Consider the following 25,754-nt stretch of genomic DNA (forward strand, 5'->3'; position numbering starts at 1 on the left):
GTGAAGATACTAAAATCACGGATCATATCGCTACTGATAAAGCTCGAAACAGATGGAATTCATTTAAGCTCAGAAAGTATCAGCTTGGTTTGCTTAAATGTATTTTTCATTGCCTTATCCCTGACTTTTGGGTCATTACTGTTAATCAGGTCAAAATATTCAACAGGAACAACCTGCCACGATAAGCCGTATTTGTCTTTGCACCAGCCGCAGGACCCTTCTTTTCCGCCGTTTGCAGTCAGGGCTTCCCAATAATAATCTACTTCTGCCTGGTCTTTACAATTGATGACGAATGAAATGGCTTCGTTGAATTTGAACAAAGGGCCGGCGGCGAGAATACTGAACTCCGTACCGGCAACTTCTATGACCGCGGTTTCAAAACTGCCCTGATCCTGGCCGTTTTCCTGAGGCGGATTTTTATACTTGCGATAGTCTTTGAGTTTGCCATTCCTGAAAATGGAAAGGTAGTAATCAGCGACTGCTTTTGCATCTTTTTCCACCCAAAGACAGGGTGTTATTTTGTGTGCAATGGAATCAGAAGCCTGACTGGATGCCTTGTCAGCTTCACCGGTCTCATTGGAATTTTGTTGTGAGTTTCCGCAACCCATTACCAGAAGTGATGCGGTAAAAAAAATGGGGATATATTTTCTCATCGGGATTGATATTAACTTTTTAAATCACTCAGTAAAAAACGCATCGTATCTCTGCGGAAATCAAACGTGCTTTGGTTTCCGTGTGTATCGAAGGTATCAAATCTTAAAATTAATTGTCCGGATTCCATTTTATATTTTCCGTTTCCGGTGACAATTAGTTTTAGATTTCTTTCCTTTATTTTCTGTCCTATTGGGCTCATTTGACTTTCGGGACTTGTCTTGCAATATTCTAAAAAAGTAAAGTTTCCATCGGCACTGATTTCTATAAGATCGATTGCATTGGCCTGATCATATTTGTAAGTGGAACGACAATATGTTTTTTCCGGTATTTTCTGAGCGACTGTAAAAACTGAATTTATAATCAAAGCGAAGAATATTATGCTGGGAATTGACTTCATGTACAATAGATTTTAATGAATATTTCCATAAATGATTCTCATATTCAGCTGTTTATTATTCCAAACTTACAATTTTCGTCCAACAAACTTGCGTAAGGATTTCAAAAAAATTAAAACACAATGACGTTGAAAAACCAGTTTAAAAATGGGGTTTGTCAGTGAACGACAAGAAAATGTTTTACAAAGCAGTCAAACGTTTGCGCAACACTGCAATTCCCTCAGATGCGGTCATTGATATGACTTCAACGGCATTCGGCATCCACGGAATCTCCGCAGGTTTCGGATCTATGTAAAAAACGGGGACTTCTGGCCGGACATAAGATATCAATCCCGCCGCAGGATACACTTGCAAAGAAGTTCCGATCACGACAAGAATATCGGCGTCATCTGCAAGCCTGATTGCTTCTTCCATAGCCGGAACCGCTTCACCGAACCAGACGATGTGCGGCCGGAGCTGGCTTCCGTCAGTTGCTTTCTGTCCAAGTGCAATATCAGCTGTCCAATCTATGATCGCTTCAGGATTGTGTGAACTTCTTGCCTGTAACAATTGGCCGTGCAGGTGAACGATTTTCGAGCTTCCGCCGCGTTCGTGCAAATCATCTACGTTTTGGGTCACGACGGAAATGTCGAAATCTTTTTCCAGTTCGGCTAGCCCGATGTGTGCGGCATTCGGTTTGACGTCTTTGAGCTGTTTTCTGCGTTGGTTATAAAATTCAAGTACGAGTGCTGGATTTTTTTGGAAACCTTCTGGTGTCGCGACTTCCATTACATCGTGGCCTTCCCATAGTCCGTCGGCGTCTCGGAATGTCTTGATTCCGGATTCGGCAGAGATTCCGGCTCCGGAAAGTACGAGTAGTTTTTTCATGTTACTGTTTTTTGAGATTGTAGGGGATATAATTTTCCCATTGCCACGGCGTGTACGTATCACCTATTGCTGTTTCGAGCAGTTCCTTGAAGATACTTTCGGCATTGTCGCTGTTGCTCATGATGATTATTCCAATTCCGGCTTTCGGAAAAAGGATTGAATAATGCTGGAAACCGTCGCCGTGCCCTTCCTTGAAAGCACCAGTTCCGTATGGAGTCGTCAGTAACCCCCACCCGAGACCGTAACCCAGGTTGATACTGTCATTTGCCTCGGAATCCTTTACACTTAATGGCCCGAATTGGGCAACCGAACGTATCTTAACTTGTTGCCGGAACATTTCGTCTGTGGTTGACTTTTTGAGCAACTGATTTGTCAGGATAGCTTTGGTAAACAGGATATAATCTTCGAATGTAGTCTCTAATGTGCTGGCCGACCTCGCATCATTATCCTTATCTTTTTCGTACAATTCGCCATTTGATTGATGGCCCATACAATAATCTTTTTCAAAACGGGGCTGCCACGTGTACGAAGAGTTGTTCATTTGAAGTGGAATGAAAACATATTCACGCATCAATTCCTCCAATGGTTTGTTCAGGTAATATTCCAATACGACCTGCAAGTAGACCAGTCCTTCGCCGGAATAGCTGTATCTGGAACCCGAAGTTGTTTTGACACGCAATTTCTGGTCTGGTTCCGTCCATCTCCAATTTGGAAAGCCTGACGTATGATCGAGGCACATACGGGCGGTGATTTTTCTATAAGCGGGGTCGTCCTTCAGGTCTTTATAGTTGTCATGCCATTTTTTTGTCGGCGTGTATTCGTAGATGGGTTTGGGCAGATAATCCTGAAGCGGCTTGTCGAGGTCAAGAATTCCTTCTTCCACAAGCCGCATCACCATGGTCGCAAAAACGGGTTTGCTTAATGAAGCGCCGTACATATTCGTATCCATTTTTATCGGCTCTTTTGTCCGGATGTTTTTGTATCCGAACGTCTTCGCGTAAACCGGTTTGTTATCATTAAAGACGGCAACCGCCAATCCCTGGACATTGGCGGCTTTTATCAACGTCTCGATTTTCGTATTCAGATCTGCTGAGGAAATACGTGTGTTGTCAAGCTTTCGGATTGATTGGCCTATGCAGGCACCTGTAAAAAAGAGAACTAAGAAAAAAATCCGACGGTGGTTTTTTGATGACATGGATGGCGTTTTATCCGATTTACATAAAGATAGAAAATGGCGGCAAATTACAGAAGCGTTATTTATTGGAATGGTATGTAACGATTCGGTCCTGACGAACCATTATATTTGTGTAACCGCAATTTTATGGCAGATATACAACTCCTGGAGTACCTCGAAGGTTTCCTGACCGAAAACCGCAAAGCTAAATTTCACGATATTCTTTCGAGACGAACCAATCATTTTACCGTTGCCATCGAAGATGTATTCCAGCTTCACAACACAAGCGCGGTTATGCGATCGTGCGAGGTTTTTGGGATTCAGCAGCTCCATGTGATTGAGGAGAAATACAGCAAAACAATCGATAAGGAAATTGCGATGGGCGCAGAAAAATGGGTCGATATAAACAGATTCGGCAGTATAAGCGAATGTATTTCACATCTGAAATCTTCGGGTTACAGGATTGTCGCAACGACGCCTCATGAAAATGATTGCCTGTTGGAAAATTTCGACATTAACCAAAAATCAGCTTTCTTTTTTGGGACGGAACGCAACGGGCTTTCACAGGAAGTTCTCAACGCGGCCGACGGTTTCCTCAAAATTCCGATGGTCGGTTTTACCGAAAGCCTCAATATTTCCGTATCTGCAGCCATCATTTTGCAAAGCCTGACTTCACGCTTGCGTAATTCCGATATAGACTGGCGGTTATCAGAATCTGAAATAATTGAAAAACGCCTCGACTGGGCGCGAAAGTCAATTAAGGATATCAAACGGATCGAACAACGGTTCAATCAAAATATTGATTCTTAAACGAATAGCGGAATTGTACTATTTAGTTTACAAATTGCACTAGGGTATTTTTCCAATGATTTGTTTTTCTTTTGAATTTACACCGAAAAGCCAATCATTATGACCAAAACCTCTGCTTTTATTGCATTTATTTTAACATTTTTTAGCTTTCAATGCGTTTTATCTCAGGATAACATTTGGTATGTTTCCCCAAACGGAACCGGAACCGGAACCAGTTGGGCGCAATCTTCCGGTGATTTACAGGCCGTTATCAACAACGCGGTTGCCGGTGATCAGGTTTGGGTCAAACAAGGAATGTATCAGAGAGCTGTTGGCCAGAATTTTTCTTTGAAAGATGGCGTTTCGGTGTACGGTGGTTTTCCCGATGCTGAAAATCCAACGTTGGCTGAACGTAACCCCAAGGCATTCGAGACCATCCTCAACGGTAATCAGGCTCGTGTACTTCAGGCGTCAGGCCTTTTCGAATCGCTAAGCCCTGATACCATACTCGATGGCTTTATCATCCAGAACGGTTACGCAAACGTAGGCGCCGGAATTTGGGCGTACAACTGCGATGCTACCTTCCGCAACCTGACTATCAGGAATAATACCTCTTTTCAGGGCTTGGGCGGCGGCGTAAGCATAAGCAATTCCAATTCTACTTTCATCCATGTACTGATCCATCATAATTCCACTGTCGTAACACCGGGAACAGATGGCGAAGCTGCCGGAATTCGTATCAACAGCGGCAACCTTAAATTTTACAATTGCGTTATAGCGGACAACCATGCACAAGGTCCTATAGGCGGAATTTGGCTGGTGACATCAAACGTTTATTTCTACAATAGTATTATCTACGGAAATACGGCCGAGGTTCAGTTCACGACCTTTACCAACGACAATTACAACGCCGGATCTAATGGTAACTTTTATGCGTATAATTGTATACTGCAAGGATGTGGTGGCAGCGATTATTTCCTGGAAGGGCCTCAATATCAGGTTTACGGACATGACATGGGTGGTAACCTCGATATCAACCCTACGTTCAATGCTGATTATTCCATATCTGCCAGTTCTTTCGCGATCAATAAAGGAAATACCGCTGCATTTGAAGCTGCCGTGAATACAGTCGATAAAGACTTTTTCAATAATAACAGAATCGTCGATGCCATAGATATCGGGCTTTCAGAAAGCCAGACGGTGCAATCTGAAATCTTGTATGTAAAGCAAAACGGGACGGGCGACGGATCTTCCTGGGCGAATGCCTCGGGTGATTTACAACTGATGATGGACAATCAGTTCAGGAATAGGGAAGTGTGGGTTGCAGAAGGAACTTATAATGCGCCTGACCCTTATTTCCGTTTAAGGGACAGCGTCAAGGTGTATGGCGGATTCCCGTCTGAAGGAAATCCGACATTTGCAGATCGTGATGCTGAACTTCATCCTACGGTGCTGACATCAGTATATCGGGCCATTATCGGAAATTTTTATCCCTCAGGCCAGAACCTTTCTGCCGAAACGTTGCTCGATGGTTTTGTCATCACCAACAATGAAGATTCTCCCGAATACATGTACGGGCTTTTTGAAAGCAACTCAGACGCAAGCTATTCGAACATTGTATTCACCGGTTTGAATTACAGCGCTGCAGAGATGCGGAGGGAAGGCCATAATTCGTTTACCGATTGCTCGTTCGTAAACAACACAGCGATCAATACGGAAGGTGTCAATTATCCATACACCGTAATGTTGTTCGACAGGGCACAGAGTACATTTACCAGATGTCTCTTTTCGGGGAACTATGCTTTCATGGGTTCGGCTATGGCTGTAATCGATGATAGCGACGCCCGTATTGACGAATGCGTTTTCGCTAACAATGACAACGACGTGACATCGGGAGTCGGGAAGGTTGTACTCATCCTCAACAGTAAAGCCACCATTACCGATTCCATATTCGAGGAAAATGGGGACAATTCATATGACGGCGGAATACTTACGGTTTTTGGTACGAATACCTATCCAGATGCACCTTGGATGATACATCCGCTGAATGTGACTATCGACCGTTGCACCTTTAAGCATAACCATAACTGCGCACTGTGGTATCAAGGCAAACAAGGCGATTTCCTATCCGTTAACAACTCCTTGTTTGCAAACAACAGGGCAGCCGGTAGCGGCGGCGCGATAACCCGGTCATTCGGGGGCGAATTCTTCATCACCAACAGCACGTTCACACAGAACCATGCACCAAACCCATTGGGCGGGGCGATTTATATGAGTGATACGGCACTTGGTATACCGATAGGAACCACCGAAATCCGCAATTCGATAATTTACAACAACACTTCTTTCTTTCCGTACGGGCAAAATCTGTGGACTTATCGGTCCATCAACATCAAAAATTCACTTATTGAAGGAAGTGGCGGCAGCGCAAACTGGGACGGAGGCATGTTCAACGATTTTAATCTTCCTGACTTTTGCATTGATCTGGGTGGGAACCTTGATACCAACCCCATGTTCGTGGATGCCGCAAATGAAGATTACAGATTGATCCAAGAGAGTCCTGCCATCAATGCCGGTGATTCCGCCTTGTTCAATACCGGTCTGATTCCGGATTTGTACCTGAGCGTCCTGGATTTGGATGGAAACGACAGAATCCTGGACGACGTCATCGACATGGGCGCTTTTGAATTCGATCCGTTTTTGGGTACAGATACGGTTTCGTTGACCAATGGTATTTCGATTTATCCGAATCCGGGCAATGGACTGATAACGGTTCATTCTGCTGATGCGGCAGTTTCAGAAGTGAAATTGTATGATTTGTTGGGTAAGGAATTGATGGCTGTGCAACAGGGCAGCATCAACGTATCGCAATTCCCCAATGGAATTTATGTGGTGAAGGCAACGTTGGATAACAATAAGTCTTACAGTATAAAACTGATTAAAAAGTAAGTACTTATCTTTTAACTTTCTTTGTTAAATGCGGCATTAAATGTCGCATTTTTTGCTTCCTTTTTTTCGGAAGGAAGTGCTGCTGATACATATCCTAAAAAAAAAATCAAATTTTCATTGCGCAACCAAATGATTGCATATATTTGCAACTGAATGATTGCGCAATTTAATTCAAAACAGATGAAAAGGGATGTTTTTCAGGCTTTGGCCGATCCGACACGCAGGGCGATTTTATTGCTGATTGCCGCACAGGCCATGACGCCAAATGCCGTGGCCGAACACTTTAAATCTAGCCGGCAAGCGGTTTCAAAGCATCTGCAGGTGCTTTCGGAAGCCGATTTGCTGACCCAGCAAAAAAACGGGCGGGAAATTTTTTACCATTTGAATCCGGATCGCATGACAGAGGTAGAAGAGTGGATTACCAAATTCAAAAGTTTACTGGCCACCAAATTCGAACAATTAGACAACGTATTAGAACAATTAAAAAATCAGAAATCATGAAGAATCCTCTTTTATTTAATTTTTCAGTAGACAAGGAAAACAAAAAAATCTATGTTAAACGTGAATTCGCAGCAGATTTGGACCGGGTCTGGGCGGCATGGACAAAACCGGAATTGCTCGACCAATGGTGGGCGCCAAAACCATGGAAAGCCAAAACAAAAAGCCTTGATTTCCGTGATGGCGGAAGATGGCTCTATGCCATGGTTAGCCCGGAAGGTGAAGAGCATTGGTCTTTGGCAGACTACAGCAATATCGAAGACAAAAAGCAGTTTTCCAACCTTAATGCTTTTTGTGACGAGAATGGAGTCATCACTAACGGAATAAGCCGTTCGCAATGGACAAACACATTTACGGGAAACGGAGATTCAACAACGGTAAACATCGACATTACTTATGAGACCGTAGAGGCTTTGGAAAAAATGATCGAAATGGGCTTTAAGGAAGGCTTTACGATGGGATTGGGCAATCTGGAAGCGTTGCTGGATTCGGGGAAAGCCTGATTTTTTGGATTTATCAGTATTTACGACCCTTGGATTTTTGTTCAAGGGTTTTTGTTTTATGTCGCTTCGCTCTTTTTTTTGACACGAAGACACGAAGGCGCAAAGACACAAAGAAGATTTTAAATCAAATTTTGACTTGAAAAGAGATACGAAAAAAACTTCGCTTTTAGCTAAGATTAGCCAGCTTCTAATTTTTCTTTTTGAGGATTTTGTATTCCTCGTAGCATTCGGAAATGGCTTCCATAACCTGTAAGTCATTCGCGGTTTTGGCGAACGATTCCGAATAATTGCATCGGGCCAGGATTTCAGGGATTTCGCTTTTGTCCACACCTAAAAGGGCGGCGACAGTCTCGCGGTCGTATTTGGATTCGAGCAGGTTGCGGACGTTTTCGTCCTTTTTATATTCACGCAGCTTTTTCAGTTCAGCCGGTTTTTTCCCGAAGAAATTATACAAAGCATCGGCCGGATTGAATAGCGAACCCATGACTTTTCCAAAGGCGCCGGGAGAATAAGCACCGGCTTCATAACCCTGAGGCAAGCCGGAAATACTATACCGATAATTTTCTGGAATCGGGATCAGTTTGGTGTCTACTTCGAGATATCCGGTCAATCGGTAAGGCTGAATGATTACTTCTTCAAGCGCAATTGCTTTTTCCGTAAGTGAAATGGTAGCTGTTTTGTTTCTGATCCAGTCATTTGTGACGCGAACCATAAGTGGCTGGAAACCGATCAGTGAAACATGGAGTGTATCGTTTACTTCGGCCTCGATCTCAAAACGTCCGCGCTCGTCGGTAACGGCGCCTTTGACCTTGTTCAGGTTCACGATGTTGGCGTTCATTAGCGGCAATAGCGTAGCATCGTTCGAAACGACACCGGAAATTTTTTGGATTCCTTCGTTTTTCTGGGCGAAAAGGCTGGTGGCAATCGCTAAAAAAAGAAAGACTGTAAACGATCTCATGCTTGGTTTTAAAGGGCTAAAATAAATAAATAGCGCCAAGTTCGTTTACAGTCTTTTTAGAATTATATGAAAATTAACAGAGAACAGTCAATTTAAACTGGTTCTATGTTAATCTTTCCTTGTACGGCGCGGCTTCGGAGCGTCGAAACTATCGGAACGCCGCGGGGCGCGCGGTGCAAATCCATCCGGCTTTTTGCGTGCGCCGTCCTTTTTGGCGAACGATGTTTTGTCTGAACGATCGGAACGGAAACCACCTCTGTCCCCACGGTCGAATTTGCGGTCGCCCCTTGGTGCAAAATTTCCGGAATTGCGTCCGTTGTGATCGCGTCTGCCGCTGTTTCCACCGCCGTCGTTTTTAGAAATTTCCACATTGATGCGTCGGCCTTCAAGCGTAACGTTGTTCAATGTTTCCATTACTTTATCGCTCAAATGCGGATCTGTACTGAAGAATGAGAAGCCTTCTTTCACATCGACTTTGTACACGTCTTCTTTCCCTAATTCAAGCACTTCGCGAAGGAAATCCTTGAGTTGCATCCAGTCGAAATCGTCGCGTGAACCTATGTTGATGAAATAACGTGTGGAATTTTCATTGAACGATGCTTTGCCTTCACGTCTTTCATCGGACGAAACCTGGGCAGAAACATTGCGTGTATTCTTGTAATAATTAAGGAATTGGTTGAATTCCACCGATACCATTTTCTTGATGAGTTCTTCTTTGGAAAGATCCTTCATCAATTCATAAATCGCTGGCAGGTAATTGTCGATCTCGTGGTCGACTTCAACATCCTTGATTTTGTTGGCCAAATGGAACAACTGGATTTCGCAGATCTCAATTCCAGATGGAATCGTCTTTTCTACGAATTTCTGTTTGATGATACGCTCGATAGCAGAAATCTTACGCATTTCACTTTTCGTGATGATGACAATCGAGGTTCCTAATTTCCCGGCACGACCTGTACGGCCTGAGCGGTGATTGTAGGTTTCGACTTCGTCAGGAAGCTGGTAGTTGATAACGTGAGTCACATTATCCACGTCGATTCCACGTGCGGCCACATCGGTCGCAACCAACATTTGAACCTGTCTTCCGCGGAACGATTTCATTACCGAATCACGTTGCGCCTGAGACAAATCCCCGTGCAGGGCTGCAGCGTTATATCCGTCTTCGATGAGTTTTTCGGCAACATGTTGTGTGTCGCGTTTGGTGCGGCAGAAAACAACTGAGAAAATATCCGGATTCGAATCTGCAAGGCGTTTCAGAGCCTCGTAACGGTCACGCGCATTTACAAGGTAAAATTCGTGGGAAACCGTAGCCGAACCCGAGTTGCGTGCACCAACTGTGATTTCGGTCGGATCGCTCATGAATTCTTTGGCGATACGGGCTACTTCAGCCGGCATGGTCGCAGAAAACAACCAGGTTTTCTTTTCGTCCGGAGTTGTGGAAAGAATAGAGACGATGTCTTCGTAAAAGCCCATGTTGAGCATTTCGTCTGCCTCGTCCAGAACGCAGTAATTGATTGTGGTGATGTTGACCAGGCCACGGTTGATCATATCCTGCATACGGCCTGGAGTCGCTACAATGATTTGTGCGCCTTTACGAACTTCGCGCGCTTGTTCGGTAATTGAAGCACCTCCGTAAACGGCCACGGTGTGAAGGCCTTTTACATATTTGGAGTAATGCTTTATCTCGTTGGTTATCTGCAAACAAAGTTCGCGTGTAGGGGCAAGGATAAGCGCCTGTGTATTCCTGTTATTTACATCCAGTTTCTGGATCAGCGGAAAACCGAATGCGGCTGTTTTGCCAGTTCCGGTCTGCGCCAGTGCGACAATGTCAATTTCGTCGGCCAACAATAGGGGAATCGCTTTTTCCTGTACGTCTGAAGGAGTTTCAAATCCCATGTCCGCGACAGCCTGTAAAAGGGATTCGTTTAGTCCTAATTGTTCAAATTTGTTCATTATGAATTTTTAAAATTGGGTGCAAAGGTAGGGTTTTATTCCCGATGAGCAGTCGGTAAATAATAATTAATTAATAATTAACGAGTTAAGGAGTGCTGTTGTAGATTACGGGTTTTCGGTTATCTGATATTTGACCTTTCTGTCAGGTATTTGAATTCAAGAAATCGATCAGTTTTCCAAGTGCTCTTCCGCGATGGCTCATCTTAGCTTTTTCGTACATTTCCATTTGGGCAAAAGTCCTGTCGTAGCCTTCCGGAATAAAAACCGGATCATAACCGAAACCTTTATTTCCAATAGGTTCGTATGTGATTTTTCCGCGGACAATTCCTTCAAACAAATGTTGATTTCCGTTTAAATTCAACGCGATGACCGTTTTGAATTGGGCCGAACGGTTTGGCTTTCCATCTAGTTCCGACAGCAGTTTTTTGATGTTGTCCGATGCGTTTTTCTGTTCTCCGGCGTATCTGGCGGAATATACTCCAGGAGCATTGTTAAGCGCTTCGACTTCAAGGCCGGTGTCATCGGCGAAACAATCCGGATTGTATTTTTCAGAGACGAAATTGGCTTTGAGGATGGCATTGCCTTCCAGGGTATCGGCAGTTTCGGGAATGTCGTCATCGGAACCGATATCGGACAGACTTATCAGCTCGATATGTCCAGGTAACATCGCGCGGATTTCCTCGATTTTGTGTTGATTTTGGGAGGCGAATAGTAATTTCATGGCACAAATATCTGAAATATGCATCATGTGAAAATTTAAAATCTGAAAAAACCTACAAATAAAACCGCCCGTATGTCAAGGAATCATTAACAATTTTATCATATTGGCAAATTTTGAGACTTATTGAATGAAATTTACCGATGAAATCAAACTCTTTATCAAATTATTGGGGAATAGTAGGTTTTCCCACTTATAATATGTTATTTTGCTGCTTGTTGCCGAAAATTGCCTTGATTGAATCCAGCGTAATTTTTTAACAAAGCAACGCCCAAATTGTTAATTAAAATTATTCCGTATGGTTTCAAAACTACTCGTTTCCAATGCTTTTTCCTCGAAAGTTTGCCGAAGCTTGTTTATGATGGCTATGATCTTTTTGTCGATCCAGGCAGACGCCCAGACAGTAACCCGCATCATCACAGATTACAACGGCTTTTATTTGTCAGATGCGACATCTTCGACCAACCAGCCTGATGATCGCCACAACGTACTTGCATTCAGATATGCGGGAGTGACCTATTCGACAGGCGTCAACGATGCTATCCTGACTGCGAACTCAGGTTCGGTAGGGGCATTTACAGCTGCTAATTTTCAGGCGTATGCATTCCAAAGCATGGCCGGAAGCGTCGGAAGCAGTAATTATATGGCCTTGGCGACAAAGGTCGATGGCGTGGCGAGTGGTTATAACCTCTCTGCTATAAACAGCTACACTGTTCCATACGTTCTTACAGATGGTCAGCACGGACTTGATGTCGGTACGGGTGTGACGAATATTCCTGCATCGGCAATCATTAATATACCTGTGACGGTTCCAAACGTTATTGACTTCGCAGACGCGATTCCGGATTTCGTATTGGGAGCCATCGCTGATCCTGCCGGATCTACAGATAAATATTCATTTATAGATGCCTCGGGTAATACGGTAGGTAATGTTGTCAATTCAACCATAAGTGCGGCTTCGGCCATCGGTACGTATAAGGTAGATTTATATACATTGGCCAGTGCCACTTTTGCCACGACTACACCTAACGGAACATTCAACTCGGCGAATACCAGAAATATTTTCATGCAGGCTTTCAAATTGTCTGAATTTGGAATTACCAGTGCGAACTATGCCAACATTGTTGGTTTCAAGATTGTTCCCGGCGGTGATACCGATCCGGCGTTCTATGCTTTCAACACCCAAACGGTCCAGAATGCTGCGCCGCGTATCACAACCCAACCGGTAAGCCAGGTGGTTTGTCCTGACGGATCCTCATCTGCTACTTTTACTGTTGTGGCTTCAGGTACAGGTTTGAGCTACCAGTGGAAAAAGAATGGCGTGAATATTTCCGGAGCAACTTCTGATACCTATACTATAAACCCTGTTGTTGCCGGAAGTGCCGGAAGCTATACAGTTACAGTAACAAATTCTGCTGGTAGTGTCACAAGCGTCCCTGCCACATTGAACTCTTTCTTCTATACACAACCTGTAAACGAAACAACGTGTCAGGGAACGGCTGTTAGCCTTTATGCACCTGCTGGCGGAACGGGAGTATCGTATCAGTGGTACCGCAATACTACGGCGAGTACTTCCGGGTCAACTGCGGTAGGAAGCAACTCTCCGACATATTCACCGGTTGTATCTGCAGCAGGAACACTTTATTATTATGTTGTGGCCACCGCGACAGGAGGAAGCAGCTGTGCAGTTACATCTAATATTGTATCAGTGGCAGTAAGTGCAACTTCGGTAGCAGGTACCGCTACAGGAAGCACTACGGTTTGTACGGGATCTACAGCAACGATGTCTGTTTCGGGTTACACTGCCGGTGCAGCTATCCAGTGGCAGGTTTCGACTACCTTGACCGGAACTTATTCGAACGTTACCGGAGCTACTTCGGCATCTTACACAACAGGTACGTTGACTGCTACAAGATATTACAAGGCACGTATCACCAGCGGTGTTTGTGCGGCTGTACTTTCCAATGCAGTTACCATTACGGTTTCTCCAGCTTCTGTTGCCGGAACGCCGTCATCAAATCAGAATATCTGTTCCAATACAAGTACTACCGTTTCAGTTACCGGATATACAGGAACGATCCAGTGGGAACAATCTGCAAACGGTTCCACGGGCTGGGCTCCTGTAACCGGGGGAAGCGGAGCAACTACAGATACCTATACGACTCCTAACCTTACTTCTGCGACATATTACAGGGCTGTTGTGACGAGTTCGCCTTGTGCGTCAGCTACAACTTCAAATGTCCAGATTTCAATCACGCCGGTTTCCAATGCCGGAACGGTTTCTTCCAACCAGACTATCTGTACGGGAAGTTCGACTTCAGTATCGGTTTCCGGAACTGTGGGAACTATCCAATGGCAACAATCTGCCGATGGCTCAACGGGCTGGGCTAACGTAACAGGCGGAAGCGGAGCTACTACGGCAACGTACACCACACCAAACCTTACTGCTACAACCTATTATCGTGCTGTTGTTACTAATTCACCTTGTACTTCTGCTACTTCATCGAATGTCCAGGTTACTGTAAATCCTGCGTCAGTTGCCGGAACGGTTTCTTCCAACCAGACTATCTGTACGGGAAGTTCGACTTCAGTATCGGTTTCCGGAACCGTGGGAACTATCCAATGGCAACAATCTGCCGATGGTTCGACAGGTTGGGCTAACGTAACAGGCGGAAGCGGTGCAACGACAGCAACCTATACAACACCGACACTTACTGCAACTACTTATTATCGTGCAGTCGTCACCAATTCACCTTGTACTGCTGCGAATTCATCAAATGTCCAGGTTACGGTTAATCCTGCTTCAGTAGCCGGAACGCCATCTGCCAATCCGACAATCTGCCCTAACACTTCGACTGTTATTTCATTATCAGGTTACACCGGAACAATCCAATGGCAACAATCTGCCGATGGTTCAACAGGCTGGGCTAACGTAACCGGTGGAAGCGGAGCTACAACTGCTTCTTACACTACTGCAACTTTGACAGTAACTACCTATTACCGTGCGATTGTTACCAATTCACCTTGTACTTCGGCTACTTCGGCTACCGTAACCGTAACGGTTTCAAGTACGAATACCTGGGTTGGAGTTACGAGTACCGATTGGAATACACCTTCTAACTGGAGCTGTAATATTATACCGGATGCGACAATCGATGCGAATATTCCAGTAGTCGGGTCAGGATTATATCCGGCACTTGCAAATGCTACCGGTACTTGCCGCAACCTGAATGTGTCTACCGGAGCTAGCGTTATTGTTACGGGAACTGGTTTTATCCGCATTGCAGGAGCAATCAACAGTACGGGTACAATCAATGTGGTTGACGGAGGTGTCAGCTTTATCGGATCGTCTGCGCAGACAATACCTTCAAATGCATTCCAGACAAACTTTGTCAAAAATCTTACATTGAATAATACAGCCGGCGTAACGAACAACAGCGTGTTGAGTATTACAGGAACGTTGAATCCTCAGGCTGGAACATTCACAACAGGCGACCAGATTACTTTAAAGAGTAATGCGACCACAACCGCTATGATTGCTCCTGTAACAGGTGTTGTTAGTGGCACTATGACCATTGAACGTTATATTCCTGCACGTCGTGCCTTCAGATTCCTTACTTCACCTGTCAATGGCGGAACTATCCGTGCTAACTGGCAGGAAGGTGGAGCTGCTGTGATTGGTTTGGGAACAGATATTACAGGTGCTTCACCAATTACCAACGGTTTCGATTCCTCTTTGAGTAACAATGCATCGATGTTCAGATACCTTAACATCAATCCTGGAACTGGCAGTAACTGGGTGGCCGTTACAAATACCAATGCTACGAACCTCGTAGCTGGTACGGCATACAGGATTCTTGTTCGCGGAGACCGTTCCGTAGATCAGACAGATAACGAAGCAACACCTACAAATACAACTATCCGTTCTACAGGTACAATCCTTCAGGGCGATGTTGTCCGTACCGATATTAATCAGACGGCTGCCGGATTCAGTTTTATCGGAAACCCATATCAGGCTCCTGTAAATATGGAAACAGTTTTGGGTAACATTACCGGGACAACCAATATCAACAGAACGTTTTATTATATCTGGGATCCGACAATCAATACACGCGGTGGTTATGTCACTGTCAACGTATCAAGCAACACCAATACAATCCAGGATCCGGACGGGCCATACTCTTCAGTTGCCGACAGGTTTGCACAACCAGGACAAGCGTTTTTTGTAATGACTGATGCCAACGGAGCCGGACAATTGACGTTCCGTGAATCAGACAAAGGAACTTCGACCGTTACGACACATTTGTTCCGTACAACAGCCGAAGATCAGGTATCAAGCATCAGAATGACGCTTTACGATTCGGCTGCCCTTGCCGCCAGTGGCCCTGCTGCGGACGGTTTCGTTGTCAACTTCGACCCGACTTACACGAACGATGCGGATTCGATGGATGCCAAGAAGCCTGTCAACCAGGATGAAAATGCAGGCATGCTGATTGGAGATTTGTCTTACAGCTTCCAGAGCCGTGCCATGCCGGTTGCATCAGATGTGATTCCATTGACCCATACACAATACCGTCACACGCAATATACGTATCGCGCAAGGGTTACCGGTCTTTTCGGAACGATTGCCTATCTGCAGGATACCTATTTGGGAACACAGACAGAATTGACAAACGATGGTGTGACCGACGTAACTTTTGAAGTAAACGAAGCAGATGCGGCCAGTATCGCAGCCAACCGTTTCAACATTGTATTCGAAGAAGCTCTCGGAACCCCTGACAGTGAATTCGCCAATAGTGTCTCTGTATATCCTAACCCGGTGACTGACGGTAAATTCTTTATCAAAGTACCTTCAGGAGATAATTATACCGTAAGCCTTGTAAATGTACTTGGACAACAGTTCACTACTACAAATGTGGCTACAAGTGCGAATACATTGCAGGTTATGCCAGATAAATTACTATCTTCAGGCGTATATATGGTCCGTGTAACAAATGGCAATGTGAGCGCCACTAAGAAATTAATCGTAAAATAATGAGATTGACTATGAAAAATAACGCTCTGGCTTCCTTCTTTAAAACCGCTTTGGTTATCGCTTTTTTTGCTCTACCGGTTCAGGCGGCATTTGCTCAGGACGAATTCGATGAAGATGTAGATGACGAAACACCTCAGACATTTATCGACGGCTTTGTGGTTGTCGGTCTTGCTGCCGGTGCCGTTTACGGATTGACCCGCGTCAAAGCAGACAAGGAATAATTTCTGGTTCCTTATAAAATCAAAACCGCTCTCTTGCAAGGGGGCGGTTTTTTTATGACGGCTATGGCTTAAATGCAATATTCCGTTTTTTGGTTATGCAGATAATACTTATTTTTGCACGCAATTGCAGGGTTTCTCCTGCAGCCAATTACACTATGGTAAAAGACTTATTCGAAAGAATCCAAAACAGCAAAGGCCCGTTGGGCAAATGGGCTTCACAGGCCGAAGGATATTACGTATTCCCAAAACTCGAAGGAGAACTCGGACCGCGTATGCAATTTCACGGAAAAGAAATCCTGAACTGGAGCATCAATGATTACCTCGGATTGGCGAACCATCCGGAAGTACGTAAAGCCGACGCCGATGCTGCACAGGAATACGGAGCCGCTTATCCCATGGGCGCCCGAATGATGAGCGGACACACCAGCCTGCACGAACAATTGCAGGATGAATTGGCTGCTTTCGTTCAAAAAGAAGCTGCTTACCTGCTTAATTTCGGTTATCAGGGAATGGTTTCTACCATTGATGCATTGGTGACAAAGAATGATGTAATCGTATACGATGTGGATTCACATGCGTGTATCATAGACGGTGTCCGTTTGCACATGGGTAAGCGATTTACCTATAAGCACAACGATATCGAAAGTATCGAAAAGAACCTTGGGCGTGCCACCAAAATGGCCGAAGAAAACGGAGGCGGAATCCTTTTGATTACGGAAGGTGTTTTCGGGATGCGCGGACAACAAGGGAAACTGAAAGAAATCGTCGCCCTCAAACAAAAATATAACTTCCGTTTGCTGGTTGATGATGCCCACGGATTCGGGACGCTTGGAAAAACAGGAGCCGGAGCGGGCGAGGAGCAAAATTGCCAGGACGGCATCGATGTGTATTTTTCGACTTTTGCCAAATCGATGGCCAGTATAGGCGCTTTCATTGCCGGCGATAAAGACATCATCGATTATTTAAAATACAACCTGCGTTCGCAAATGTTCGCCAAAGCATTGCCGATGATCCTGACTAAAGGTGCGCTTAAAAGGCTTGAGATGCTGCGGACGATGCCGGAACTCAAAGACAAGCTTTGGGAAAATGTCGATGCGTTGCAAAACGGCCTTAAAGGGCGCGGTTTCAATATTGGCGATACCAATACGTGCGTAACTCCGGTTTATCTTGAAGGAAGCATTCCGGAAGCCATGATGCTCGTAAACGATTTGCGTGAGAACTATCACATCTTCCTTTCGATCGTTGTGTATCCGGTAGTGCCAAAAGGAATCATCCTGTTGCGTATGATCCCGACCGCTTCACATACGCTCGCCGATATAGAGGAAACACTTGATGCATTCGATGCGATCCGTGAGAAACTGGTCAATGGGGTTTACCTTGAACTGGCTCAGAAGCATACGGTTGATGTGAGTGATGAGAGGTAATTAATAACTAACGATTAACAATTAATAATTACTGCCTTGGGAACGGGGCAGTTTTTTGTTTTTTAAGCCATTCGTCATTCATCATTTGTCATTCGTCAAATTACCCTATCTTTAAGTAAAATCCATCTTATGAAAAATAGTGTAATATCATTTGCCATAGCTATATCACTCATTGGTTGCAATAAAAAAGAAGAAATCAAGGCAGGCGAAAGCCCGATCAAAACAGAAACAGATACTATCGTTAGTTCCTCAGAAACCGAAAAAAATTGTTATGAATTCGTCCAGCAAAAAGACACGATTTCACTGTCTTATAATCAAACCGGAAATAAGGTAAACGGCGAATTGCATTTCAAGAATTTTGAAAAAGACAGCAGCCACGGAAAGGTCGAAGGTATATTTTCCGGAGATACCTTGAAGTTGGACTACACATTTCAATCTGAAGGAACCGAATCTGTACGCGAAATGAATTTCCTCAAAAACGGATTGTCACTGATTATGGGAACTGGAGACATGGAAGATAAAGACGGAAAAATGTCATTCAAAAATCAAAAACATATCAAATATATCGATGCCATTGTTTTGGTGAAAGCCGATTGTAAGAATTGAGGTGTCTGATTGTTATCCAGTGAATTACTGGCTGTTCTTTAATTTGTGAGTTGATTTTTTCTATCTTTCCATCGGAGTCATAGCAATCATAACTCACGATAGAATATGGAAAACCAGGAACTGAACAACGAAATACGCAAAGAGTTCCAACTCGACAGGATCATCCTTTTCACCGATGCCGTATTCGCCATTGTCATAACCTTGACTGCGATTGAAATCCGGTTGCCGGAACATTCGGATGAAAGCATCCAGCAGCAATTGTTTGAGTTGCTTCCGGTGATATTCGCCTATGTGGTCAGTTTTCTGTTCATCGGACAAATCTGGTATCAGCACCTTAAGCTTTTCAGCCTCATCCGGGATTTTGACAAAGGTCTTATCGTCCGGAACCTGCTTATGTTATTCTGGCTCGGTTTCCTGCCATTCAGCGTAACGCTTATCGCGCGAAAAAGCAGCTTTATTTCTATCTGTATTTATTTTTCAGTGATATTCCTTTGCCGTGGTGCGCAGTTGCTTTTGCAGCATTATATATTGGTCAAAAGGCCGAATCTGAGGCATGAAATCGGTATGGAAGACGAACTGCTTCGGTTCAAAAAATCCCGGCTCGCTATGTTATTGCTGGCGGTTGTTTTTATCCTTGTTACATCCACGATGCTCCTCATAGACGATCCCGAACTCAGCAACATTGCCTGGTGGTGGTTCGTGCCGTTCCCTTCGTGTTGAAGTTCTTTCAGAAAAAACTCGAAGCGAAAGAAAGCCGTCAGATTGTGGATTAAAGCGGTTTGATAAAAGTTGCCCGACGCTTTTGTACCGGAGAATTAAAGAATTTCCACAGGTTATGTATGGCGTGATTCTCTTCTAATTCCGGTGTCCGAACGCACCATTTGATGCCGTTGTCGCGGAACGAACGGAAATATTCCGCCATGATGATTGCCGTAAGCCCGCGGTTCTGCCATTCCGGGTCAGCGCCGATCAGGTAGAACAAGACTTCATCCGTATGCTTTTTGGCCCACCACAAACGCAGCCAGCCGAAAGGGAACAGCTTTCCGTCTGAATCTTTTATCGCTTTGGTCAGTGAGGGCATACAGATGCTGAATGCAATCAGTTTTCCGTTTTCGTCCTCGATGAACTTAAGGAATTCCGGATTGACCATATCGATGTATTTGTCCTTGAAGAACTGTTTCTGCCGGTCCGATATCGGAACGAAAGAAGTCAGTTTCGTATACGATTCATTAAAAAGATCGAACATACGATCCACAAAAGGCAATACTTCCTTGATGGTTTTCGGATTATAGACTTTGAGGTTATAGCGTTTCTTGATGAGTGCTTCACCTTTTAAATAAGGTGCAACCTGTTCTTCCGTCGGAAAAAGGAAACGGCTTTCGACCCATTCTTTTTCCTGTTTCATCCCAAGAGCCTTGAAATGGTCTATGTAATAAGGATCGTTATACCACGTAATCATGGTGCTCATCTGGTCGTAGCCCATGGTCAATGCACCGGTTTTGTCCATGTTCGAAAAGCCCATCGGGCCTTCTATGTTCTCCAGATTGTGTTTCTTGCCGAGTTCGGTTACTTTGGCCAATAAGGTTTTTGTGACTTCGATATCGTCGATAACGTCGAACCATCCGAACCGGACGTTCTTCTTGCCCATGTCGCGCACTTCCGTCCAATTGATGATGGCTGCGACACGGCCAACGGCTTTTCCATCGCGATATGCTATATAGAAATAGGCTTCGGCATGTTCAAAGACCGGATTCTGGGTTTTGTCGAACGACATTTCCTCTTCTATGATAAGCGGCGGAACCCAATACGGATTTTTTTTGTACAGGCTGAACGGAAAGGTGATGAACTCGCGGATTTCGGCCTTGGTCTGTGCTTCCTTAATTGTGATCATCAGGGTTTTGCAGGTTCTTCTGGTGTGACTTCGTCCTTTCGTTTCTTCTTTTTCTTTTTGTCTTTCTTGCCATCGGCTTTTTCTTCGCCAGGCAGACGGATGATCACATCTTCGTAATTGGCATCGAACCGCCATGAAAAGCCTATTCCTGCATTGAGGACAGATGGTGTGCTTTTTACGCCGGCTCCGATCGAAGCATCGATCTGCATGTTTTCCGCAAGCAGGTAAGCCGCGCCGCCCCGGAAAATAAGGTCTCCGTAAAAATCGCTCTGGATCGCCTGGTTTTCGATGAATGCGGACCATCTGTCATTGACTCCGTACGTCAGTGTCAATACGTAACCCATGGTCTCGAAGTTAGATCCGAAGCGATCCATGTAGAAATTGGTCACGAAAACATATCGTCCCAATTGGTTCTGGGTGATGATCATGGCTTTCCCTGACACTTTCTGGTCTTGGGTCAGCGGCGGGAATTTGTCGGACATCTTGATATTAGCACCAACATAAACCCCAACGGCGGGAATCACATCTCTCCATCGGAACCTGTGATTGGCTTTCCAGCTGCGCAGATCGGGCTTGTCGTCGAAGTGTTTTTTGTGTGGATCATAAACGAGGTATTTAGCCCCGATATATCCCTGACGAAAACCGCGTCTGTTAAAATCGCCAGTCGCGTTATCGACCTGTTCGTTTGAATAGGTGAGTTCCCCAATGAATTCGAGTTGCTCTAAAAGTGCACCGTATCTGAGCACAAGTTCTGTGTCAAGACCATCGATATCGTACTTGAGCACATCGTGATTCATGGAATTGTAGGTTACACCGAGTTCTGCCTGTATCACCGTTTTTCCTACCGAAAACGCCGACATGGATTCGCCGGGACGGTTGGAATTGATGACATCTGTAAACTGGGCAAAAACCGGCGACGCGGCAAGTAACAGTATAGCTGGGATTTTTTTTCCGATGTAGGACATAAGCAGGTTGTGGCGTAATCAGGTGCTCAAAGGTAGCATTTTATTATTTATTTAAGAGCCGATTCCGATTCCCCGCTTATTCCTTTTTGTAATTTTGGGAAAATTTATTCGTAAATGGATACGGCATCTTTCAATGGTTTTTTACGCACGGTAATCTATATCGTATTCTTCTATTATCTTTTCAGGTTCGTGGCGAGGTTGCTTTTTCCGGTGCTTGTCAAAAAAGCGGTAGCCCATGCCGAGGAAAAGTTCCGTTCCGAATACGGAGGTTACACCAAACAGGATTATTCCAGAAAGCCCGACGGAGATATTTCCATAGACACCACAAACGCAAAACCTACGCGGGAAAAGAAAAAAGTAGGTGATTATGTTGACTTCGAAGAAATTGATTAATGCCAAAACCAATTCTCGGATGCTTGCGGCTTTTTAACTACTTTTGAGCAGTAATTCCCGCACTTCATGAAGCAACTTCAACGTTTTTATCCGCATCTGCTCGTTATCATCGGATTTATTTTTGCGTCTTTGCTATACTTTTATCCGGTACTTCAGGGTAAAAAGATTTACCAGAGCGACATAGCCCAATATACAGGAATGGCCAAGGAGCAGAACGATTTCCGGGCTGCTGGCAAAGGCGAACCGTATTGGACGAATTCTTCTTTTGGCGGGATGCCGACATACCAGCTTGGTGCGAATTACAAACACGATTACATTGGTGTGCTTGACGATGCGTTGCGTTTCCTTCCCCGTCCCGCCGATTATCTTTTCCTGTATTTCCTCGGATTCTATGTACTGATGCTGGCCATGAAAGCCGATCCATTGAAAGCTTTCCTCGGTGCGCTCGCTTTCGGTTTTTCCACCTATCTTATTGTCATTCTCGGTGTCGGGCACAATGCCAAGGCACATGCGATTGCCTATATGCCAGCTGTTGTCGCCGGTGTTATTTTAGTTTTCAGGCGAAAGTACATCGTCGGTGGTTTGCTTACGTTGATTGCCGCCGCTCTTGAAATAAACGCCAACCATTTCCAGATGACGTATTATTTATTGTTCCTGTTGGGAGCGATCGTAATTTACTATCTGTACGAATTCATCAAAGCTAAAGAATACAAGGAACTCGCAAAGGTTTTCGGTGTTTTTGCCATTGCCGGAATCCTTGCCATGGGCGCGAATGCCTCTAATTTGATGGCGACTTCGGAATTCGCCGATTTCAGTATCCGCGGAAAATCGGAACTTACCTTCACACCCGAAGGCGGCAAAAAAGGAAGTGCCGCGATGGATTACGACTACATTACCGAATACAGTTATGGCATCACGGAAAGCCTCGACCTGATCGTGCCGCGTATGTTTGGAGGTTCCAACGGAGAGAAACTCGGGCCTGATTCACATATGTATGAATTCATGGTCAACCAGGGCGTTCCGGAAAACCAGGCCAGGGATGCGGTGGACAGTATGCCTTTGTATTGGGGCGACCAGCCTATCGTCGCGGCTCCGGCTTACATTGGCGCGGTCGTTTTCTTTTTTGGGCTGATTGGCCTGTTTGTCGACAAACGAAATATCAAATATGCTTTCCTTGCCGGCGCTTTGTTGTCCTTGTTTTTATCATGGGGAAAAAACTTTCCGGCTTTGACCGATTTCTTTATCCATAATGTGCCGCTTTACGATAAGTTCCGTGCGGTTTCATCAATCCAGGTTGTGCTTGAATTGTGTTTTCCGGTTCTGGCGATCATGGGGCTGCAATCGTATTTTCAATTGGAAAAAGAACAAAGGATCAAGGCATTATATAAGCCTGTGGGTGTTTTCTTCGGACTGATTGCACTCTTGTTCCTGTTCAAAGGTTCGTTCGATTTTGCAGGAGGAAGCGATGCGATGCTTCTGCGGAATTATGGCCCTGATTTCGTCGATGCCTTAAAAGCAGACCGCAAAAGTTTCTACAGCAGCGATTTGTTGCGTTCATCGTTCTTTGTGATTATTTCGATTGCTGTGCTTTGGTTGTGGTCGACGGAAAAACTCAAACAGCGTTCGGCTTTGATCCTTCTGGGTATTTTTATGATTGGTGATTTGTTTTTCATAGACAAGAATTATGTGAGCCAGAAAGATTTCGTCGATGCGCGTGAGGTCGATATGCCATTCCAGGCATCGGAAGCAGATAATGCCATTTTGAAGGATACGACACATTACCGGGTTTTTGAAACCAGCCAGATAAACCAGGCACGTACCTCTTATTTCCATAAATCGATTTCCGGTTACAGTGCTGTGCGCCCGCGTCGTATGGAAGAATTACTGCACTACCAGATTGCGAAAAACAATCTTGAGATACTGAATCTGCTCAATGTAAAATATGTGATCCAGCAGAACGAAAAAGGCGAGGAGTTCGTGATCCCGAATACGGAAGCCAACGGGAATGCATGGTTTGTAGATCAGGTTCAGTCCGTAAATTCAGCCGACGCCGAAATGAAAGCACTTGACAAACTGAAGTCAAAACATATTGCTATTGTCAATACGACCCAATTTCCGCAGGCTGCTTCAAAACAATTTTCCCGTGACAGTGTAGCATCTGCCATTTCATTGATTAAATATGAACCGAATCGCGTCATTTACCAAACTAAAAATGCAGCTGACGGTTTTGCCGTATTCTCAGAAATGTATTATCCTAAAGGCTGGATTGCCACAATAGACGGAAAAGAAACCCCGATCCTGCGTGCCGATTACACCTTGCGCGCCTTGAATGTGCCGGCCGGAAACCACAAAATCGAGTTCCGTTTTGAACCGGAAGTCATCAAGACCGGAGGCGCCATCACGCTTGCAAGCGGCTTTGCCATTGTGTTGCTTGCAGCAGGGGGATTGTATTACGAATTCAGACGCAAACAAAAAAAATAACGTCATGAAGAAAGTGCTGATCGTTACCTATTATTGGCCACCTGCAGGCGGTCCGGGTGTTCAGCGCTGGTTGAAATTCGTCAAATATCTGCCGGAGTTCGGGATTGAACCTATCGTTTATATTCCGGATAATCCGCATTATCCCATAATAGACGAAGATTTGGTGAATCAGGTTGCTGAATCCGTTACCATCCTGCGGCATAAAATAATTGAACCCTATACGGTGGCAAGTATCTTTTCCAAAAAGAAGGTCAAGCAAATGAGTGCCGGAATCCTTATGCACAGCAGTCATCAGTCACTTATTGAAAAACTGGCACTGTGGGTCAGGGGAAATCTGTTTATTCCTGATGCACGTGTGTTGTGGGTCAGGCCATCTGTTCGCATCCTGAAAAAGTATATCCGCGAACACAATATCGAAACCCTGATTACTACGGGCCCACCTCATAGCCTTCATCTTATCGGGCTTGCCCTGAAAAAGAATTTGCCTTTGAAGTGGATTGCAGATTTCAGGGATCCATGGACGACGATCGGATATCAAAAAGAACTGAGGTTGTCTGAAAAAGCTACAGAAAAACACAGGCGTCTTGAAGAAGAAGTATTGCTTTCGGCCGATGAAATCTTGGTAACAAGCCCTACCACGGCAAGCGATTTTAGCGATATAACAACTAAGCCGATTCATTTGATAACCAATGGATACGATGTCGAAAGCGTGGTTGAGAAACCTTTGGATGCCAAGTTTTCGATTGCACACATAGGGTCGTTGTTGTCAGAGCGCAACCCGAAGCTGTTATGGACGGTTCTGAGTGAAATGATCCATGAAATTCCAGGTTTTGGGAATGATCTCGAAATAAAACTCATAGGTACGATAAGCAATCAGGTGTTGGAATCGCTGGAAATCTATAGCCTCAAGCCCTATTTGAAATTGCCGGGATATATGTCTCACGAGCTGGCAATAGCGGAACAAAGGTGTTCACAGGTATTGCTGTTGGTAGAAATAAATTCACTTGATACCAAAAGCATCATTCCGGGAAAATTATTCGAATACATGGTTTCGGGAAGGCCGATTGTTGCGATTGGCCCCGCCGGATCAGACTTTGCAGAAATCATAAAAGAAACAAATAGCGGAAAATTCGTCGATTATGGCGGAAAGGAAGAGCTTAAAAAAGTACTTACGGCCTATTACGATTCCTATCTTGCAGGCGACCTGAAATCCAATGCCATAGGGCTGCAGAAATATTCCAGGCGAAATCTTACGGCCGAACTCGCACGTCTTATCTGAT

The 25,754-nt window shown here is 44.7% G+C and carries 21 protein-coding genes; 12 read left to right on the top strand and 9 right to left on the bottom strand.

Going from position 1 to position 25,754, the window contains the following annotated elements; all coding sequences use genetic code 11:
• Nucleotides 1–59 precede the first annotated feature (59 nt).
• The 4 genes from G6047_RS01875 to G6047_RS01890 form a co-directional block, all read right to left on the bottom strand.
• On the bottom strand, nucleotides 60–653 hold the full coding sequence (locus G6047_RS01875; protein ID WP_211165359.1) for a VOC family protein: 594 nt from the start codon (nucleotides 651–653) through the stop codon (nucleotides 60–62).
• A gap of 11 nt (nucleotides 654–664) precedes the next feature.
• On the bottom strand, nucleotides 665–1,051 hold the full coding sequence (locus G6047_RS01880) for a hypothetical protein (protein ID WP_169525772.1): 387 nt from the start codon (nucleotides 1,049–1,051) through the stop codon (nucleotides 665–667).
• Between the two features lie 178 nt (nucleotides 1,052–1,229).
• Complete coding sequence (locus G6047_RS01885; RefSeq protein ID WP_169525773.1) at nucleotides 1,230–1,916, bottom strand: SIR2 family NAD-dependent protein deacylase; 687 nt, start codon at nucleotides 1,914–1,916, stop codon at nucleotides 1,230–1,232.
• A 1-nt stretch (nucleotide 1,917) separates the two neighbouring features.
• On the bottom strand, nucleotides 1,918–3,111 hold the full coding sequence (locus tag G6047_RS01890) for a serine hydrolase domain-containing protein (RefSeq protein ID WP_169525774.1): 1,194 nt from the start codon (nucleotides 3,109–3,111) through the stop codon (nucleotides 1,918–1,920).
• Between the two features lie 126 nt (nucleotides 3,112–3,237).
• Between G6047_RS01890 and G6047_RS01895 the strand changes: the two genes are divergently transcribed.
• From G6047_RS01895 to G6047_RS01910, 4 genes are all read left to right on the top strand, one after another.
• Nucleotides 3,238–3,900 (top strand): TrmH family RNA methyltransferase, encoded by a 663-nt coding sequence (locus G6047_RS01895; RefSeq protein ID WP_169525775.1) that lies wholly within the window; start codon nucleotides 3,238–3,240, stop codon nucleotides 3,898–3,900.
• Nucleotides 3,901–3,999: 99 nt separating this feature from the next.
• Nucleotides 4,000–6,828, top strand: coding sequence for a T9SS type A sorting domain-containing protein (locus tag G6047_RS01900; RefSeq protein ID WP_169525776.1), 2,829 nt, complete (start codon nucleotides 4,000–4,002; stop codon nucleotides 6,826–6,828).
• A gap of 180 nt (nucleotides 6,829–7,008) precedes the next feature.
• The gene (locus G6047_RS01905) at nucleotides 7,009–7,329 is read left to right on the top strand and encodes an ArsR/SmtB family transcription factor (RefSeq protein WP_169525777.1); all 321 of its coding nucleotides are present in this window, start codon (nucleotides 7,009–7,011) and stop codon (nucleotides 7,327–7,329) included.
• Nucleotides 7,326–7,829 (top strand): SRPBCC family protein, encoded by a 504-nt coding sequence (locus G6047_RS01910; protein ID WP_169525778.1) that lies wholly within the window; start codon nucleotides 7,326–7,328, stop codon nucleotides 7,827–7,829. Before G6047_RS01905 ends, G6047_RS01910 begins: the two co-directional genes overlap by 4 nt.
• Before the next feature lie 187 nt (nucleotides 7,830–8,016).
• Here the strand turns inward: G6047_RS01910 and G6047_RS01915 are convergent, their stop codons facing one another.
• From G6047_RS01915 to G6047_RS01925, 3 genes are all read right to left on the bottom strand, one after another.
• Nucleotides 8,017–8,787 carry a carboxypeptidase-like regulatory domain-containing protein gene (locus G6047_RS01915; protein WP_169525779.1) on the bottom strand — a complete coding sequence of 257 codons (771 nt, stop codon included), beginning with the start codon at nucleotides 8,785–8,787 and terminating at the stop codon, nucleotides 8,017–8,019.
• A 108-nt stretch (nucleotides 8,788–8,895) separates the two neighbouring features.
• A complete protein-coding gene (locus tag G6047_RS01920; protein ID WP_169525780.1) occupies nucleotides 8,896–10,740 on the bottom strand; it encodes a DEAD/DEAH box helicase in 1,845 nt (614 codons plus the stop codon).
• Between the two features lie 142 nt (nucleotides 10,741–10,882).
• Entirely contained in the window at nucleotides 10,883–11,461 is a 579-nt protein-coding gene (locus G6047_RS01925; RefSeq protein ID WP_169525875.1) for a non-canonical purine NTP diphosphatase, read from the bottom strand.
• Nucleotides 11,462–11,756: 295 nt separating this feature from the next.
• On the opposite strand from G6047_RS01925, the gene G6047_RS01930 reads away from it, so the two are divergent.
• From G6047_RS01930 to G6047_RS01950, 5 genes are all read left to right on the top strand, one after another.
• Complete coding sequence (locus tag G6047_RS01930; protein WP_169525781.1) at nucleotides 11,757–16,493, top strand: beta strand repeat-containing protein; 4,737 nt, start codon at nucleotides 11,757–11,759, stop codon at nucleotides 16,491–16,493.
• Nucleotides 16,494–16,504: 11 nt separating this feature from the next.
• A complete protein-coding gene (locus G6047_RS01935) occupies nucleotides 16,505–16,714 on the top strand; it encodes a hypothetical protein (RefSeq protein WP_169525782.1) in 210 nt (69 codons plus the stop codon).
• Nucleotides 16,715–16,869: 155 nt separating this feature from the next.
• The gene (locus G6047_RS01940) at nucleotides 16,870–18,138 is read left to right on the top strand and encodes an aminotransferase class I/II-fold pyridoxal phosphate-dependent enzyme (RefSeq protein WP_169525876.1); all 1,269 of its coding nucleotides are present in this window, start codon (nucleotides 16,870–16,872) and stop codon (nucleotides 18,136–18,138) included.
• Nucleotides 18,139–18,267: 129 nt separating this feature from the next.
• A complete protein-coding gene (locus G6047_RS01945) occupies nucleotides 18,268–18,744 on the top strand; it encodes a hypothetical protein (protein WP_169525783.1) in 477 nt (158 codons plus the stop codon).
• A 105-nt stretch (nucleotides 18,745–18,849) separates the two neighbouring features.
• Nucleotides 18,850–19,464 carry a TMEM175 family protein gene (locus G6047_RS01950; RefSeq protein WP_169525784.1) on the top strand — a complete coding sequence of 205 codons (615 nt, stop codon included), beginning with the start codon at nucleotides 18,850–18,852 and terminating at the stop codon, nucleotides 19,462–19,464.
• A 49-nt stretch (nucleotides 19,465–19,513) separates the two neighbouring features.
• Here the strand turns inward: G6047_RS01950 and G6047_RS01955 are convergent, their stop codons facing one another.
• On the bottom strand, nucleotides 19,514–20,635 hold the full coding sequence (locus G6047_RS01955; protein ID WP_169525785.1) for a GTP cyclohydrolase: 1,122 nt from the start codon (nucleotides 20,633–20,635) through the stop codon (nucleotides 19,514–19,516).
• On the bottom strand, nucleotides 20,635–21,600 hold the full coding sequence (locus tag G6047_RS01960) for a transporter (RefSeq protein ID WP_169525786.1): 966 nt from the start codon (nucleotides 21,598–21,600) through the stop codon (nucleotides 20,635–20,637). Before G6047_RS01960 ends, G6047_RS01955 begins: the two co-directional genes overlap by 1 nt.
• A 114-nt stretch (nucleotides 21,601–21,714) precedes the next feature.
• On the opposite strand from G6047_RS01960, the gene G6047_RS01965 reads away from it, so the two are divergent.
• From G6047_RS01965 to G6047_RS01975, 3 genes are all read left to right on the top strand, one after another.
• Entirely contained in the window at nucleotides 21,715–21,993 is a 279-nt protein-coding gene (locus G6047_RS01965) for a DUF4834 family protein (protein ID WP_169525787.1), read from the top strand.
• Nucleotides 21,994–22,059: 66 nt separating this feature from the next.
• The gene (locus G6047_RS01970; RefSeq protein ID WP_169525788.1) at nucleotides 22,060–24,474 is read left to right on the top strand and encodes a YfhO family protein; all 2,415 of its coding nucleotides are present in this window, start codon (nucleotides 22,060–22,062) and stop codon (nucleotides 24,472–24,474) included.
• A gap of 4 nt (nucleotides 24,475–24,478) precedes the next feature.
• Nucleotides 24,479–25,753 carry a glycosyltransferase family 4 protein gene (locus G6047_RS01975; RefSeq protein WP_169525789.1) on the top strand — a complete coding sequence of 425 codons (1,275 nt, stop codon included), beginning with the start codon at nucleotides 24,479–24,481 and terminating at the stop codon, nucleotides 25,751–25,753.
• The last annotated feature ends 1 nt before the right edge of the window (nucleotide 25,754 follow it).

Source organism: Flavobacterium silvaticum (assembly GCF_012911565.1).
GTDB lineage: Bacteria > Bacteroidota > Bacteroidia > Flavobacteriales > Flavobacteriaceae > Flavobacterium > Flavobacterium silvaticum.

Excerpts from the sequence above, each read along its gene's own strand:
- G6047_RS01890 (WP_169525774.1), bottom strand. The coding sequence starts at position 3,111 with ATGTCATCAAAAAACCACCGTCGGATTTTTTTCTTAGTTCTCTTTTTT.
- G6047_RS01960 (WP_169525786.1), bottom strand. The coding sequence starts at position 21,600 with ATGTCCTACATCGGAAAAAAAATCCCAGCTATACTGTTACTTGCCGCG.
- G6047_RS01875 (WP_211165359.1), bottom strand. The coding sequence starts at position 653 with ATGAGAAAATATATCCCCATTTTTTTTACCGCATCACTTCTGGTAATG.
- G6047_RS01880 (WP_169525772.1), bottom strand. The coding sequence starts at position 1,051 with ATGAAGTCAATTCCCAGCATAATATTCTTCGCTTTGATTATAAATTCA.
- G6047_RS01920 (WP_169525780.1), bottom strand. The coding sequence starts at position 10,740 with ATGAACAAATTTGAACAATTAGGACTAAACGAATCCCTTTTACAGGCT.
- G6047_RS01935 (WP_169525782.1), top strand. The coding sequence starts at position 16,505 with ATGAAAAATAACGCTCTGGCTTCCTTCTTTAAAACCGCTTTGGTTATC.
- G6047_RS01925 (WP_169525875.1), bottom strand. The coding sequence starts at position 11,461 with ATGAAATTACTATTCGCCTCCCAAAATCAACACAAAATCGAGGAAATC.
- G6047_RS01940 (WP_169525876.1), top strand. The coding sequence starts at position 16,870 with ATGGTAAAAGACTTATTCGAAAGAATCCAAAACAGCAAAGGCCCGTTG.
- G6047_RS01895 (WP_169525775.1), top strand. The coding sequence starts at position 3,238 with ATGGCAGATATACAACTCCTGGAGTACCTCGAAGGTTTCCTGACCGAA.
- G6047_RS01900 (WP_169525776.1), top strand. The coding sequence starts at position 4,000 with ATGACCAAAACCTCTGCTTTTATTGCATTTATTTTAACATTTTTTAGC.
- G6047_RS01905 (WP_169525777.1), top strand. The coding sequence starts at position 7,009 with ATGAAAAGGGATGTTTTTCAGGCTTTGGCCGATCCGACACGCAGGGCG.
- G6047_RS01965 (WP_169525787.1), top strand. The coding sequence starts at position 21,715 with ATGGATACGGCATCTTTCAATGGTTTTTTACGCACGGTAATCTATATC.
- G6047_RS01885 (WP_169525773.1), bottom strand. The coding sequence starts at position 1,916 with ATGAAAAAACTACTCGTACTTTCCGGAGCCGGAATCTCTGCCGAATCC.
- G6047_RS01975 (WP_169525789.1), top strand. The coding sequence starts at position 24,479 with ATGAAGAAAGTGCTGATCGTTACCTATTATTGGCCACCTGCAGGCGGT.
- G6047_RS01930 (WP_169525781.1), top strand. The coding sequence starts at position 11,757 with ATGGTTTCAAAACTACTCGTTTCCAATGCTTTTTCCTCGAAAGTTTGC.
- G6047_RS01970 (WP_169525788.1), top strand. The coding sequence starts at position 22,060 with ATGAAGCAACTTCAACGTTTTTATCCGCATCTGCTCGTTATCATCGGA.
- G6047_RS01950 (WP_169525784.1), top strand. The coding sequence starts at position 18,850 with ATGGAAAACCAGGAACTGAACAACGAAATACGCAAAGAGTTCCAACTC.
- G6047_RS01955 (WP_169525785.1), bottom strand. The coding sequence starts at position 20,635 with ATGATCACAATTAAGGAAGCACAGACCAAGGCCGAAATCCGCGAGTTC.
- G6047_RS01915 (WP_169525779.1), bottom strand. The coding sequence starts at position 8,787 with ATGAGATCGTTTACAGTCTTTCTTTTTTTAGCGATTGCCACCAGCCTT.
- G6047_RS01910 (WP_169525778.1), top strand. The coding sequence starts at position 7,326 with ATGAAGAATCCTCTTTTATTTAATTTTTCAGTAGACAAGGAAAACAAA.
- G6047_RS01945 (WP_169525783.1), top strand. The coding sequence starts at position 18,268 with ATGAAAAATAGTGTAATATCATTTGCCATAGCTATATCACTCATTGGT.